This window comes from Mesorhizobium sp. USDA 4775 (genome assembly GCF_054062655.1).
This window is the reverse complement of record NZ_JBSSFM010000001.1, coordinates 575719-589521: the sequence shown is the minus strand read 5'-3', so window position 1 is coordinate 589521 and position 13803 is coordinate 575719. Positions and strand designations below refer to the sequence as shown.

Here is a 13803-nt window from a genome sequence, read left to right as displayed (position 1 = left end):
TCATGGCATCTTCAACAGGTTTCAATTCCGGTCTCGATATCGGCAAATCCTACTATGTCGCCACCGCCAATCCGGCGCAGGACCATCCGGCGCTTGTCGGCGATGTCGAAGCCGATCTGGTCGTTGTCGGAGGCGGCTGCACCGGCCTGTCGGCTGCCCTTCACGCCGCCGAGCGCGGCCTGAAGGTGGTGCTGCTCGAAGGCGGCAAGATCGGCTGGGGCGCATCGGGGCGCAATGGCGGGCAGATGATCCCCGGCCTGCGCAAGGGCGCCAAGGGCCTGGTCAAGCTTTACGGGCCGGAGCGGGCGAAGGTGCTATTCGACCTTGCCTTCGAAGCACGCGGCCTAGTGCTCGATATCATCGAGCGCCACGCCATCGACTGCGATCTGAGGCTCACCGGCCATATGGTCGGTGCGGTCAACGGTTCCGATCTCAAGGATTTGGAGGAAGAGGCCAAGTGCCTCGACAGCGTGATGAAGTTCCGCGACGTCGAGATCCTCTCGGCGGCGGATGCACGCGCCAAGGTCGACACCTCATATCATGGCGCGATGTACGAGCCGCTCGGCGGCCACATGCATCCGCTGAACTATACGCTCGGCCTTGCCCGCGCAGCCGTGGCCGCCGGCGTCGTCATCCACGAGAATTCGGTGGCGGTGAAACTGGAGCGCGAGCCTTCGATCCGGGTCTCGACATCGAAGGGCTCGGTGCGCGCAAAACATGTCGTGCTGGCGGGCGATGCGCTGCTCAATGGGCTGGAGCCGCGCGTCAACAGCCGCATCATGCCGGTCGGCAACTACATCGTCGCCACCGAGCCGCTGGAGGGCAAGCGCAACGTCATCCCGGCCAATGTCGCGGTGTCCGACACGCGCTTCGTCGTCAATTACTACCGCATGTCGGCGGATGGACGCTTGCTGTTCGGCGGCGGCGAGCGCTACACGCCGTCGCCGCCGGCCGACATTGCCGGCTTCGTGCGGCCGCACATGGAAGGCACCTTCCCGCAGCTCAAGGGCTGCCGCATCGATCATGCCTGGGGCGGGCTGGTCTCTGTGACGACATCCAGGCTGCCGCATGTCGGGCACTATGGCGAGGTCTATTTCGCGCATGGCTATTCCGGCAAGGGCGTCATCCTGTCGACGCTGTCGGGCAAACTTTTGGCCGAGGCGATTACAGGCGACGCCTCGCGGCTCGATTTGTTCTCCACGCTGACTCCAATGCCGTTCCCCGGCGGCACGACGCTGCGTGGGCCGCTCTATGTGCTGGGCATGCTGTGGTACGCGATGCGGGATCGCATCAAGCATTGAAGGTTGGCGCAGTTACGCATCGAAGTTTGCGCTGCCCCTCACCTGCCTGCCGGCATCCTCTCCCCGTATAGTGACGGGGAGAGGGGCGCTACCATTGGCGATTTCGCCAAGATGGCGTTGAGGCCAGCCACTTTCTCCCCGTCTCTATACGGGAGAAATGCCCGGCAGGGCAATGAGGGGCGGCGCTGGCGTTGAAAGCTTTGGCGATTTGATTAGACGACGAAGAAATCTTCGATCCGCTCCCTGGCCTCAAGCAGCGCCGGCAGGATTTCCCGCTCCATCTCGGCGACCGAAAATCGCGCCGACTGCGTCGAGACATTGATCGCCGCGACCGTGCCGCCAGCGCGGTCGCGGATCGGCACGGCGATGGAGCGCAGGCCGAGCTCCAGCTCCTCGTCGACGATGGCAAAGCCGTCGGCTTTCGCCTTGCCGATGGCCTCGGCCAGCAGCCTGATGTCGGTGATCGTCTTCGGCGTCCGTCTCTCGATGGTCGCCTGGTGCAGAAACTCGTCGAGTTCCTCAGGCGCCAGGCCGGCGAGCAGAATGCGCCCCATCGAGGTGCAATAGGCGGGCAGCCTGGTGCCGACATCGAGCGACACGCTGAGGATGCGTCGGCCGGGAATGCGGGCGACATAGACGACATCCTGGCCCGACAGGATCGCGGCCGAGCAGGCCTCGTTCAGTTGCGCGGCGACCGCGCGCATGATCGGCGCGGCGAAGCTCCACAGCGAGCCGCCGCCCAGCCATGTGCGGGCAACGGCCAGCAGGCGCGGCGACAGCGAGAACACACGGCCGTCCTGGGTGGCATAGCCCGTGGCGACAAGCGTCAGCAGGAAACGGCGGGCGCCAGCACGGGTCAGGCCGGCTTCCTCGGCCATCTCGGTCAGCGTCATGCCAGAGGGGTGGCGGGCGAGGATCTCCATGACGGCAAGGCCGCGCTCAAGCGAGCCGACATGATCACGGGAAGCGGCCTCTTCGTCCATCTCACCTCCGCCAAACGGCATCGCCGCCAGGATTGACTCCACGACCTCACTCGGCGTAGAAAGTTTCGCATACAAAACAAAAGTTCGCAATACGAACTTTTTGAATCCGGAGCCGATCGATGGTCAAGTTCCTGCCGCTCAAACAGGCCGTGGCCGAGAATTTGAACGATGGCGATTCCGTCGCCTTCGAGGGCTTCACCCATCTGATCCCGACAGCCGCAGCGCATGAGGCGATCCGTCAGGGATTTCGAGATTTGACCCTGATCCGCATGACGCCGGACCTGATCTACGACCAGATGATCGGCATGGGCATGGCGAAAAGACTAATCTTCTCCTATGTCGGCAATCCCGGCGTCGGCCTGCTGCGGCGCGCCCGCGATTCCATCGAGAACGGTTTTCCCCGGACGATCGAGGTCGAGGAGCACAGCCATGCCGGCATGGCCAACGCCTATGAGGCGGGCGCGGCCGGCCTGCCCTGCGCGGTGTTCCGCGGCTATCGCGGCGCAGGCCTTGCTGCGGTCAACCCGAACATCAAGTCGGTCACTTGTCCGTTCACCGGCGAGGTGCTGGCGGCCGTTCCCTCGATCCGGCCTGACGTGACCTTCATCCATGCGCAGAAGGCCGACAAAAAAGGCAATGTGCTGGTCGAGGGCATCATCGGCATCCAGAAGGAGGCCGTCCTGGCGGCCAAGCGCGCTGTGGTGACGGTGGAGGAGGTGGTCGACAATTTCGACGATCTGCACCCCAACCTGACCGTGCTACCCCGGTGGACGATCGCGGCGATATCCGTCGTGCCTGGCGGCTCGCACCCGTCCTACGCGCATGGCTATTATGCGCGCGACAACGCCGCCTATCTCGAATGGGACGAGATCGCCGCCGACCGCGAGAAATTCCAGGCCTGGATGCAAGCGAACGTCATCGAGAAGAGCGCCGACGATTTCGCCGGCCGCGTCGACCATCTGAGGAAAGCGGCATGAGCGACAATCCGGGCTTCACCCCCAACGAGATGATGACGATTGCCGCCAGCCGCGCGCTGCGGAATGACGATGTCTGTTTCGTCGGCATCGGTGCGCCGTCCGCCGCCTGCAATGTGGCGCGGTTGACGCACGCGCCCGACATCACCTTGATCTACGAGAGCGGCACGATCGGCACCGCGCCTGATGTGCTGCCGCTGTCGATCGGCGACGGCGAATTGTGTGAGACCGCCGTCACCACCGTCGCGGTGCCGGAAATGTTCCGCTACTGGCTGCAGGGCGGCCGCATTTCGATCGGCTTCCTCGGTGCCGCACAGCTCGACAAGTTCGGCAACATCAACACCACCGTCATCGGCGACTATGTCCATCCCAAGACCAGGCTGCCCGGCGGCGGCGGCGCGCCGGAGATCGCGACCTCGTCGAAGGAGATCTACATCACCATGGCGCAGAGCAAGCGCGGCATGGTCGAGAAGATCGACTTCTTCACCTCCTTCGGCCATGGCGAGGGCGGCGATCACCGCAAGCGGCTTGGGATCGACACCGCCGGGCCGACGCTGCTGATCACCGATCTCGCCATCTGGAAGCCGGATCCGCTGACCAAGGAATTCACGGTCGTGTCACTGCATCCCGGCGTCACCCGCCAGCAGGTGCAGGAGAGCTGTGGCTGGATCGTAAAGTTCGCCGAGGCGCTTGACGAAACACCGGCGCCAAGCGAACTCGAACTCAATACATTGCGTGACCTGCAGGCCCGCACCAAGGCGGCGCATGAGGGAACCGGAAAAGCAAAGGCTGCATGACATGGCCGAGGCCTATATCTGCGACTACATCCGCACGCCGATCGGCCGCTTTGGCGGGTCGCTGTCCTCGGTGCGATCAGACGACCTCGGCGCCATTCCGCTGAAGGCTTTGACCGAGCGCAATGCCGGCATCGACTGGCAGGCGGTGGACGACGTCGTCTATGGCTGCGCCAACCAGGCCGGCGAGGACAACCGCAACGTGGCGCGCATGGCGCTGCTGCTGGCCGGCCTGCCCAAGGAAATCCCGGGTTCGACCGTCAATCGCCTGTGCGGGTCCGGCATGGATGCGCTGACCATCGCCGCGCGGGCCATCAAGGCCGGCGAGGCGGAACTGATGATATCAGGCGGTGTGGAATCGATGAGCCGGGCGCCCTTCGTCATGCCCAAGGCCGATACGGCGTTTTCGCGCAATGCCGAGATCTACGACACCACGATCGGCTGGCGCTTCGTCAACCCGCTGATGAAGAAGCAATATGGCGTCGATTCGATGCCGGAGACCGGCGAGAACGTCGCCGAGGATTTTGGCGTCTCGCGCGCGGCCCAGGACGCCTTTGCCGTGCGCAGCCAGGACAAGGCGGTCGCGGCGCAGGGCAATGGAAGGCTGGCCAAGGAGATCACCGCGGTGACGATCCCGCAGCGCAAGGGCGATCCGGTCGTCGTGTCGAAGGACGAGCATCCCCGCGCCGGCACGACGGTCGAGGCGCTGGCCAAGCTGCCGACGCCGTTCCGCCAGGGCGGCACGGTGACCGCCGGTAATGCCTCCGGCGTCAATGACGGCGCGGCGGCGCTGATCGTTGCCTCGGAGGCTGCGATAAAGAAATTCGGCCTGACGCCGATCGCCCGCATTCTCGGTGGGGCTGCCGCCGGCGTTGCGCCGCGCATCATGGGCATTGGCCCGGCGCCGGCGACGCAGAAGCTGTGCGCGCGACTTGGCCTGACGCCAAAGCAATTCGATGTCATCGAGCTCAACGAGGCCTTTGCCTCGCAAGGCATCGCCGTGCTGCGCCAGCTCGGAATCGCCGAGGATGCCGAGCATGTCAATCCGAATGGCGGTGCCATCGCGCTCGGCCATCCCTTGGGCATGTCGGGCGCGCGCATCTCCGGCACGGCGGCGCTGGAACTGCGCGAACGCGGCGGCCGCTATGCTCTCGCGACGATGTGCATCGGCGTCGGCCAGGGCATCGCCATCGCGCTCGAACGGGCCTGACCGCCGCCTTCCCTTTGGCCAGCGAGAATCAGGGTTGGATTCGGCGTGTCGCCAAATTTGACCATGTGGACAAAAGTCCGGACCCGTTCCATAGTTCCCCGTCTGATTTTTAGAACGGCCGGCTCGACACGGCTGTCAAACAGAGGGGACTGCAATGGAAAACCGGAAGAACAAGTTTTCGTCGACACGCGAAGGTCTCTCGCGACGCAATGTGCTGGAGCTCGGCGCGCTTGGCCTGGCAGCGGCCATGCTGCCGGGCGCGGCTTTCGCCAAGGACAAGAAACTGAAGGTGGCGGCGATCTTCGCCACGCCGATCGAGGAGCCGTGGGACAACCAGATCCATGTCGCCCTGCAGAAGGCGGAGAAGGAACTCGGCATCGAATACAAATGGTCCGAAAAAGTCCAGACCGCCGACTTCAGCCGCGTCATGCGCGAATATGCGCAAGGCGGCTACCAGCTGGTGCTGGGCGACGCCTTCGCCGCCGAACGTGAATCGCGCCGCACCGCAAAACAGTTCCCGAAGACCGCCTGGCTGTTCGGCTCTGGTGCCGGCCCGGCCGAACCCAATTTCGGCGTCTTCGACAACTGGATCCACGAGCCCGCCTATCTCTCGGGCATGATCGCCGGCAAGATGTCGAAGTCGGGCACGGTCGGCGCCGTCGCGGCGATGGGCATTCCGGAAGTGAACCGGCTGGTCAACGCCTTCTTCGCCGGCGCCAAGGAGGTCAACCCGAACGTCAAGAAGAAGGTCGCCTTCATCGGTTCCTTCTTCGATCCGCCCAAGGCCAAGGAAGCCGCGGTCGCGCAGATCGATGCCGGCGTCGACGTCATCTATGCCGAGCGCTTCGGCGTCATCGAGGCGGCGGTCGAGAAGAAGATCCTCGCCATCTCCAACATGTCGGACCAGTCGAGCCTCGGCCCCGACACGGTCATCACCGGCCCGGTGTGGGACATGTATCCGACGGTCGAACAGGCGATCAAACTGGTCAAGGCCGGCGTCTACACCGCGCAGGACTATGGCGACTTCTCGCGCATGGCCAAGGGCGGTTCCTATCTCGCCCCCTACCACAAGTTCGACAAGACGCTGCCGGCCGAGGTCAAGGATCTGGTCGAGAAGAAGAAGGCCGAGATTCTTGAGGGCAATTTCCGCGTCGACGTGGATGAAAATACGCCGGTTTCGGATTGAGCCTTGCTCACCCTCCCCTTGTGGGGAGGGTCGATCCGCGAAGCGGAGCGGGGTGGGGGTCTTCAGCGCCGCACCCCCACCCCCGGCTCACGATCTCCGCTTCGCTGCGATCGTAAGCCGACCCTCCCCACAAGGGGGAGGGTGAGGAGCCGCGCCATCTCATCGGAGCATTCTGACCCTTGTCCGCCCCACTCATCGAAATGCGCGGCATCACCAAGAGCTTCGGCGCCGTCAAGGCGAACGAGGCTGTCGACCTCAGCGTCGCGCCCGGTGAAATCCTCGGCCTGCTGGGCGAGAACGGCGCCGGCAAGACGACGCTGATGAACGTGCTGTTCGGCGCCTACGCGCCGGACGCCGGCGAGATTCTCATCCAGGGTGAGCCAGTGAGGATCACCAGTTCAGCCGATGCGCTGGCCGCCGGCATCGGCATGGTGCATCAGCATTTTCACCTCGCGCCACGGTTGACGGTGCTGGAGAACCTCTTGATCGGCATTCCGGGCAAAGGCGGGCGGATCGACCGCGCCGGCGGGCTGGCGCGGCTGGCCGAAATCGGCCGCCAGCATGGACTGACGCTCGATCCCGACCTGCCGGTCTCGGCGCTGTCGGTCGGCGAACAGCAGCGGCTCGAGATCGTCAAGGCATTGTTTCGCGGCGCGAGGCTTCTGATCCTCGACGAGCCGACGGCGGTGCTGGCGCCGAGCGAGGTCGACGGGCTGTTTTCGGCGCTGCGCTCGATGGCGGCGCAAGGCCTCGGCATCATCTTCATCTCGCACAAGCTCAATGAGGTGCGGGCGCTCACCCATCGCTGCACGGTGCTGCGGCATGGCCGCGTCGCCGGTCGCGTCGACGATCCGGCCAACACGACATCCGCCGCCATGGCGCAGCTGATGTGTGGCCACGAGATCGTGCCGCCGGCCAGGGGGCCATCAACGCCGGGCGAAGCGGTGCTGACGCTCGATGGCATTTCCACCTCGAACCATGCAGGCACAGTGCTGCGCGGTGTGTCGCTTGCCGTCCGCTCCGGCGAAATCCTCGGCATTGCCGGCGTGTCCGGCAATGGCCAGCGGGCGCTGGCGGAGGTGATTTCGGGCGTGCGCGCGCCCGATGCCGGCCGGATGACGATCGCCGGCCAGACGGTCTCGCGGTTCTCGCCGCGCGAGGTGCAGGCGCTCGGCCTCGGCCGCATCCCGGAGGACCGCATGACCACGGGTCTGGTCACCAATCTGCCGCTTGCCGATTCGATGGTGCTGCCACGCATCGGTACCGCCGCGTTCAGCAGCAAAGGCCTGCTCAAGCCGGATGCGATCCGCACCTTCGCCGAAGAACAGATCAAGGCCTACGATATCAGGTGCCCCGGGCCGATGACACGTGCCGGGGCGCTGTCGGGCGGCAATCTGCAGAAGGCGCTGTTGGCGCGCGAACTCGCTTTCGATCCGAAGGTTCTGATCGTCTCGCAGCCGACGCGCGGCCTCGACATTGGGGCGGCCCGCTTCATCCACGAAAAATTCCTCGACATGCGGGCCAAGGGCTGCGGCATCATCGTCATCGGCGAGGATCTGGAAGAACTCCTGGTGCTCTGCGACCGCATCGCGGTGATGTATGAGGGCCGCATCGTCGGTACGCTCGACAGTGCTGATGCGACGATCGCGCGGCTCGGCCTGCTGATGACCGGAGCGGAGGGGAGGGCATAGCATGGATTTTCCGCCGCGGCTCTTCGCACGGACCTCAAAGGATATCGCCCGCTTTTGGCTGACTTTGAATGTCGGCGCCGCCCCTCACCTGCCTGCCGGCATCCTCTCCCCGTATAGAGACGGGGAGAGGGGCGCTCTCATCGCTGCTTTCGCCAACCACCGACGTTGCAAGAAAAGTGCCGAGGTCGCGGGCAGTTCCCTTCTCCCCGTCCCTATACGGGGAGAAGGTGCCGGCAGGGGGATGAGGGGCAGCGCCAACGCCGGATCCGTCGGTTGGGCTGCTGCGCCGAGTGCGGAGGGCCACAGCTGATGTTTCGCCTGGAAGTTCGCACCTCGACGCCGACCTGGTTCAATCTCGCGCTGCCGTTGCTGGCGATCGCGGCAACGCTTGTCCTGTGCAGCGGCCTGATCGCGCTGGCCGGCGCCGGCATTCTGGAATCCTACGGCGTGATGTTCACCGCCTCGCTCGGCGACAGCTACGCCATCACCGAAACGCTGGTGCGCGCCGCACCGATGATCTTCACCGGGCTGGCGGTCGCCGTCGCCTTCCGCGCCAAATTCTGGAACATCGGCGCCGAGGGGCAGTTGCTGGCCGGTGCCGTCGCCAGCTGCTTTGTCGGCGCCATCCCGATGCCGGGAGCGCTCGCCATGCTGTTGATGGCAATCGCCGGCGCCGCCGCCGGTGCGGCCGTCGCGCTGGTGCCCGCGACGCTGCGGGTCAAATTCAAGGTCGACGATGTCGTCAGCTCGCTGTTGCTCAACTCGGTCATCTACTACGCGCTGATGGCGCTGATCGAAGGACCGTGGAAGGACAGTTTCAGCGGCTATCCGATCTCGCCGCCGATCGAGGATTCGGCCAATTTCCCAGTGCTGATCGAAGGCACGCGGCTGCATCTGGGCGTCATCGTGGCGCTGATCGCAGCACCGCTGATCTGGTTCCTCATCGCGCGCACGACGCTTGGTTTCCGCATCAGGGTCACCGGCGAGAACCCGGAAGCCGCCCGCTATGGCGGCATCCATGTCGAGCGGGTGCTGCTCTCGACCGCGTTGCTGTCCGGCGCGCTGGCGGGGCTCGCCGGCGTCGGCGAAGTCGGCGGCGTGCATTTCCAGGTGATGAGCGACATCTCGCCGGGCTACGGCTATTCCGGCATCGTCGTTGCCATGTTGGCGCGGCTCAATCCGCTGGGCGTCGTGCCAGCGGCGATCTTCCTCGCCGCCGTGATGACCGGCGCCGAGGCGATGTCGCGCGCGACAGGCGTGCCGGCCTTCCTCAGCGACGTCATCCAGGGCACTGCCTTGCTGGCCATGCTGGTGGCGCTGCTGTTTACCGCCTATCGCATCCGCCGCGTTGGAGTCGCCACATGAGCGTGGTGCTGGAACAGATTTTCCAGGTCGGCTTCCTGGCCGCCATCATCCGCATCGCCACGCCTTTGGCTTTCGCCACGCTCGGCGAAATGTTCTCCGAGCGGGCCGGCGTGCTCAATCTCGGCATCGAAGGCATCATGCTGCTCTGCGCCATGACCGGCTTCACCGCCACCAGCCTCAGCGGCAGCCTGTGGCTCGGCGTCCTGGTGGCAGTGCTGACCGGCATGCTGATGGGCGCGCTGCATGCGCTGTTCACCGTGATGCTGGGCCTCAGCCAGCATGTCTGCGGCATTGGCGTGACTTTGTTCTCGTCAGGCCTTGCCTATTTCCTCTACCGGCTGATCTTCGGCCAGCAATCGGTGCCGCCTGCCATCAAGGGTTTTCAGACGCTGCCGATCCCGGTTCTGTCGGACATTCCGGTGCTCGGACCGGCGGTGTTCAACCAGTTCGCACTGGTCTACATGGCGATCGTTGCCATACCGCTCGCCGCCTTCGTGCTTTACCGCACACCCTGGGGCCTGTCGGTCCGCATGGTCGGCGAGAACCCGCGCGCAGCGGACTCCGCTGGCGTCAGCGTCATTGCCACGCGCTTCCAGGCCGTCATCCTCGGCGGCGCGCTGATGGGGCTGGCCGGCGCCTTCCTGTCGATGGCGCAGTTCAACGCCTTCACCTTCGGCGTCGTGTCGGGGCGCGGCTGGGTGGCGATCGCGCTGGTGGTGTTCGGCCGCTGGGACCCGTGGCGTTCGGCGGGCGCGGCACTGCTGTTTGCCTTCGTCGATGCGTTGCAACTGCGCATGCAGGCCAGCGGCTTGGGGCATATCCCCTACGAAGCGTTCCTGATGCTGCCGTTCATCTTCACCATCGTCGCCATGGCTGTGATGTCGCGCAATGCGGTGGCGCCCTCGGCGTTGTTGAAGCCGTTTCGCAGGGAAGAGCGTTAGCAAGGCTTGGGTTCCTCGCCCCCGCAAAAGCGGGGAGAGGTGGCCGCGAAGCGGTCGGAGAGGGGGCCTGCGACGCTGGTGAATTGTTTACGAGTCCAAGGAAAGTCGAGCCATTCCCCCTCTCCGTCTCGGCTTCGCCGAGCCACCTCTCGCCCACTCGCGTGGGGGCGAGGAACCTAGATTCTGAAAGCCTCACATCGCCGTAAAACCATTGTCCACGAACAGATGCGCGCCGTTGACGAAGCTCGACTCGTCGCTGGCCAAATACAGTGCGGCCTTCGCCACCTCCTCCGGCTCACCGATGCGCCCCTGCTGCGCCGCCAGCGCCGCATCCGAAACATCGACGCCGAGCTTGCCGAGGTCGGCGACCTCGCGCAGGCCGTGCGGCGTCCTGATAAAGCCGGGGCAGACGGCATTGCAGCGGATGTTGCGGTCGCGGAACTCCACCGCGATGGCGCGCGCGAACATGTGGCAGGCGCCCTTGGTGGTGTCGTAGAGCACCTCCATCGGTGTGGCCGCTACCGCCGAGATCGACGAGGTGCAGACGATCGAGCCGCCGCCCGCCGCGATCATGCCGGGCAGCACGGCACGCGTCATCAGGAACATCGAACGCACATTGACGGCATGCAGCCAGTCCCATTCCTGCACGGTCGTCTCCAGGAACGGCTTTATCACGATGGTGCCGGCGTGATTGAACAGCACCGTGACCGGCCCGAGTTTTTCGGTCGCGCCCTTCACCGCCGCCTGAACCTGCGCCTCGTCGGACACGTCGGCGACAAAATGCTCGGCGACATGGCCGCGCGCACGGATCGCCGCTGCCGTTGCGGCCGCTGCCTCGCCGTTGCGATCGATGATCGCGACCTTGGCGCCTTCGGCCGCGAACAACTCAGAAGCCGCGCCGCCCATTCCCGTCGCGCCGCCCGAAATGATGGCAACCTTGCCGGTTAGTCTTTCGCCCATTTTTGTTCCCCTGTTCGACCCAGTTCGCATTTGTTTGTCGCGCGATGCTACCGCGCCCGCACAAGGCGGCCAATGGACGAATTGGGTGCAGCGCGAACAAGGCCATAGGTCCATTCGGACGCGTCCAGAGCAAGGCTCATGCCTGCCGATCAAATCGCGCCGGCAAGCGATCCCAGCAACTCACAACCAACTTAACCCCTGGGGAGAGAAAAATATTCTGCCTCCAGCCCAAAAATAGCAATCGACAAAGTCTACAAGTTTTATAGATTAACCGGCGAGACGGAGGTCGATATGTCCTACATCCAGAACGCTCAGACTGACAGCACCGGCCAGAGGCTGGCCAATGCCCAGACCTTTCGCCCGGCCTATGCCGGAGCTTTCGCCTATCTCGTCTTTGCCCTTGCGTTTGTGTTCACCGGGGCCGTCGTTCTGGGCCTTATTCCCTAGGGCACCGGATCGACAGGGGCCAGCCGCCCCGCTGTATCAGGCAATCGGAGTTGAATGAACCGGATCCCGGTGCGTTTGCGCGCGGCCGCGATTCGAATTTCAGCGCATCCATGATTCCAGCGATGGAGGAGATGACAATGCCGATCGAATTCACCCATGTCCCCGGCAAGACCGCCGACGCCGCCATTCCGTTTTTCTATGATTTTGCCGAGACGGCAACCAAGCTCGGACTGATCGAGGATGGCGGCTTTCAGAAGATCGTCGTCGACGATTCGGCCGGGCTGCTGACCAATATGGATCTTGCCGCTCAGGTCCTCGACCGCACCGCCTCGCTCGAGGTCGTGCTGACCCACTGGGCAGGTGTCGTCGAGCCGACCGTGGCGGCGCGCCAATTGGCATCGATGGATCGAAAAAGCGGCGGTCGGCTGGCGCTCCGGATGATCAGCGAGCCGTTGAACGATGACGATGCCGAGTCGCGGCCGGCCGGGCATGGCGTCATCTGGCAGCGCATCGACGAATATCTCGTGCTTTTGAAACGGCTGTGGTCGAACGACCGGCCCTTCGATCATGAAGGCGCCTTCTACAGCATCAAGGGCGGCTACGTGCCGCGCAAAGGGCCGCACGGCGCCGACCTGACCATCCGCATGGGCGGGCAATCGGGAACGGCGCTGAAAGTGGCCGGCCGGCATGCCGATGTCTTCGAACTGGCGCCGGGCTCGATCGACGATGTCAGGCAGTTGATGGAGCGGGTGCGTGGCGCTGCCGCCGAACATGGCCGGGCCGGCAAGCTGCGCTTCGCGCTTCCGGTGCGGATCCACCAGGGCGCTTCCGCTACCGGCCACAAGGCGGTCGACCTGTCCGGGCCGCCCGCCCAGGTCGCGTTGTCGCTGCTGGCCTATGCCGGGCTCGGGATCGATGAGTTCATGATCGTCGGCGTCGACACGCCGCGCGAGATCGCGACGGCCGGCCGGGAAACGATCGCGCTGCTGCGCAACTCGCTGGCGCGCCGCGAACATGATGTTTTCCAGCCGGGGGCCTACGCGCCTCGCACGGGGCTGGAGACGCTTGCAGCACGGTGACGTCAATCGTCTGCGTGATGCCTGTTGCCAAGCCGCGACAGGCCATCGATGACGGCGGCTGAATCGGCCAGGACGCCGAACACGCCGTCCTCGACCGTCACCATGTGAAGCGCCGCCTCGTGAGCTCTCTGGTCGCCGCTGGCGCAGGCGTCCGAGATCGTCAGGCACTGAAAGTTGCGGTCGCAGGCCTCGCGCAGCGTGGTGTGCACGCAGACGTCGGTCGTGCAGCCGGAAAACATCAGGTGCGAGATGCCTTGCGCGCGCAGCACAAGCTCGAAATCCGTATAGGTGAAGGCGCTGTTGCAGGTCTTGTCGACGATGATGTCCTGCGGCGCGACGTCGATCTCCGGAACGATCTGGAACCCCGCGCCCGAGCGCAGCAGTATGTCGGTGCCGTCGAGACCGGAGCGCTTGCGGCGCCATTTCTCATAGGGCGTCATGTCGGCCATGTCGGCGCGATAGCCCTGCCTGGTGTGGATGACCGTGACGCCGGCTTTGCGCGCGGCTGATATCAGCCGGTTCACCGTGGGCAGGATCGCCCGCAGCGGCGAAGGGTCATATCCTTTTCTGGCGAAATAGCCCGTGGTCGACAGGAAATCCTGCTGCAGGTCGATGACGACAAGTGCCGTGTTTTTGGCCACCAGCCTGCCGTCATACGGGAAGTCGAAGGGCGTTGCCTTGATCATCCGAGGGTGTCTCCTTGCCTATCGCGAGAGCCATCCTGACTGGCGAAGCTCAAGTCGTCCACTCAGGCCGCGGCTCTGACGCGAAGAAGCAGGATGTTGCGGGCATCGCGCTGCCGCAGGCGAACGTCATCGGCTGTCCCGGCGAATTGTTGACTGTTGTAGTCATCTTCAATGTTGACTTGCATA

The 13803-nt window shown here is 64.7% G+C and carries 13 protein-coding genes; 10 read left to right on the top strand and 3 right to left on the bottom strand.

Annotated elements, in window-relative coordinates:
• Window positions 1–2 precede the first annotated feature (2 nt).
• Entirely contained in the window at window positions 3–1301 is a 1299-nt protein-coding gene (locus ACVILI_RS02960; protein ID WP_038650429.1) for an NAD(P)/FAD-dependent oxidoreductase, read from the top strand.
• A 212-nt stretch (window positions 1302–1513) separates the two neighbouring features.
• Here the strand turns inward: ACVILI_RS02960 and ACVILI_RS02955 are convergent, their stop codons facing one another.
• The gene (locus ACVILI_RS02955) at window positions 1514–2284 is read right to left on the bottom strand and encodes an IclR family transcriptional regulator (protein WP_038650427.1); all 771 of its coding nucleotides are present in this window, start codon (window positions 2282–2284) and stop codon (window positions 1514–1516) included.
• A 119-nt stretch (window positions 2285–2403) separates the two neighbouring features.
• On the opposite strand from ACVILI_RS02955, the gene ACVILI_RS02950 reads away from it, so the two are divergent.
• From ACVILI_RS02950 to ACVILI_RS02920, 7 genes are all read left to right on the top strand, one after another.
• Complete coding sequence (locus ACVILI_RS02950) at window positions 2404–3261, top strand: CoA transferase subunit A (protein ID WP_038650424.1); 858 nt, start codon at window positions 2404–2406, stop codon at window positions 3259–3261.
• A complete protein-coding gene (locus ACVILI_RS02945) occupies window positions 3258–4055 on the top strand; it encodes a CoA-transferase subunit beta (RefSeq protein ID WP_038650421.1) in 798 nt (265 codons plus the stop codon). The genes ACVILI_RS02950 and ACVILI_RS02945 overlap by 4 nt, the downstream gene beginning before the upstream one ends.
• A 1-nt stretch (window position 4056) precedes the next feature.
• Window positions 4057–5262, top strand: a complete 1206-nt coding sequence (gene pcaF / locus ACVILI_RS02940) for a 3-oxoadipyl-CoA thiolase (protein ID WP_038650419.1) — start codon at window positions 4057–4059, stop codon at window positions 5260–5262.
• Between the two features lie 154 nt (window positions 5263–5416).
• Window positions 5417–6448 carry a BMP family protein gene (locus tag ACVILI_RS02935; RefSeq protein WP_019861931.1) on the top strand — a complete coding sequence of 344 codons (1032 nt, stop codon included), beginning with the start codon at window positions 5417–5419 and terminating at the stop codon, window positions 6446–6448.
• 179 nt (window positions 6449–6627) lie between these two features.
• Complete coding sequence (locus ACVILI_RS02930) at window positions 6628–8139, top strand: ABC transporter ATP-binding protein (RefSeq protein ID WP_069090460.1); 1512 nt, start codon at window positions 6628–6630, stop codon at window positions 8137–8139.
• Between the two features lie 309 nt (window positions 8140–8448).
• Entirely contained in the window at window positions 8449–9504 is a 1056-nt protein-coding gene (locus tag ACVILI_RS02925; RefSeq protein WP_038650416.1) for an ABC transporter permease, read from the top strand.
• Window positions 9501–10445 (top strand): ABC transporter permease, encoded by a 945-nt coding sequence (locus tag ACVILI_RS02920; protein ID WP_019861928.1) that lies wholly within the window; start codon window positions 9501–9503, stop codon window positions 10443–10445. The genes ACVILI_RS02925 and ACVILI_RS02920 overlap by 4 nt, the downstream gene beginning before the upstream one ends.
• 192 nt (window positions 10446–10637) lie before the next feature.
• Here ACVILI_RS02920 and ACVILI_RS02915 read toward each other — a convergent pair whose 3' ends face one another.
• Window positions 10638–11405 (bottom strand): SDR family NAD(P)-dependent oxidoreductase, encoded by a 768-nt coding sequence (locus ACVILI_RS02915; protein WP_019861926.1) that lies wholly within the window; start codon window positions 11403–11405, stop codon window positions 10638–10640.
• Between the two features lie 291 nt (window positions 11406–11696).
• On the opposite strand from ACVILI_RS02915, the gene ACVILI_RS02910 reads away from it, so the two are divergent.
• Together ACVILI_RS02910 and ACVILI_RS02905 are read left to right on the top strand one after the other, a co-directional pair.
• The gene (locus tag ACVILI_RS02910) at window positions 11697–11852 is read left to right on the top strand and encodes a hypothetical protein (RefSeq protein ID WP_019861925.1); all 156 of its coding nucleotides are present in this window, start codon (window positions 11697–11699) and stop codon (window positions 11850–11852) included.
• A 137-nt stretch (window positions 11853–11989) separates the two neighbouring features.
• Window positions 11990–12931: an LLM class flavin-dependent oxidoreductase gene (locus ACVILI_RS02905; protein ID WP_038653521.1), complete on the top strand. Its 942-nt coding sequence runs from the start codon at window positions 11990–11992 to the stop codon at window positions 12929–12931.
• 2 nt (window positions 12932–12933) lie between these two features.
• On the opposite strand, the gene ACVILI_RS02900 is transcribed toward ACVILI_RS02905, so the two are convergent.
• A complete protein-coding gene (locus tag ACVILI_RS02900) occupies window positions 12934–13617 on the bottom strand; it encodes a cysteine hydrolase family protein (RefSeq protein ID WP_019861923.1) in 684 nt (227 codons plus the stop codon).
• Between the last annotated feature and the right edge of the window lie 186 nt (window positions 13618–13803).

Coding starts and splice junctions, on each gene's coding strand:
- ACVILI_RS02960 (WP_038650429.1), top strand. CDS start 3: ATGGCATCTTCAACAGGTTTCAATTCCGGTCTCGATATCGGCAAATCC.
- ACVILI_RS02955 (WP_038650427.1), bottom strand. CDS start 2,284: ATGGACGAAGAGGCCGCTTCCCGTGATCATGTCGGCTCGCTTGAGCGC.
- ACVILI_RS02950 (WP_038650424.1), top strand. CDS start 2,404: ATGGTCAAGTTCCTGCCGCTCAAACAGGCCGTGGCCGAGAATTTGAAC.
- ACVILI_RS02945 (WP_038650421.1), top strand. CDS start 3,258: ATGAGCGACAATCCGGGCTTCACCCCCAACGAGATGATGACGATTGCC.
- pcaF (WP_038650419.1), top strand. CDS start 4,057: ATGGCCGAGGCCTATATCTGCGACTACATCCGCACGCCGATCGGCCGC.
- ACVILI_RS02935 (WP_019861931.1), top strand. CDS start 5,417: ATGGAAAACCGGAAGAACAAGTTTTCGTCGACACGCGAAGGTCTCTCG.
- ACVILI_RS02925 (WP_038650416.1), top strand. CDS start 8,449: ATGTTTCGCCTGGAAGTTCGCACCTCGACGCCGACCTGGTTCAATCTC.
- ACVILI_RS02920 (WP_019861928.1), top strand. CDS start 9,501: ATGAGCGTGGTGCTGGAACAGATTTTCCAGGTCGGCTTCCTGGCCGCC.
- ACVILI_RS02915 (WP_019861926.1), bottom strand. CDS start 11,405: ATGGGCGAAAGACTAACCGGCAAGGTTGCCATCATTTCGGGCGGCGCG.
- ACVILI_RS02910 (WP_019861925.1), top strand. CDS start 11,697: ATGTCCTACATCCAGAACGCTCAGACTGACAGCACCGGCCAGAGGCTG.
- ACVILI_RS02905 (WP_038653521.1), top strand. CDS start 11,990: ATGCCGATCGAATTCACCCATGTCCCCGGCAAGACCGCCGACGCCGCC.
- ACVILI_RS02900 (WP_019861923.1), bottom strand. CDS start 13,617: ATGATCAAGGCAACGCCCTTCGACTTCCCGTATGACGGCAGGCTGGTG.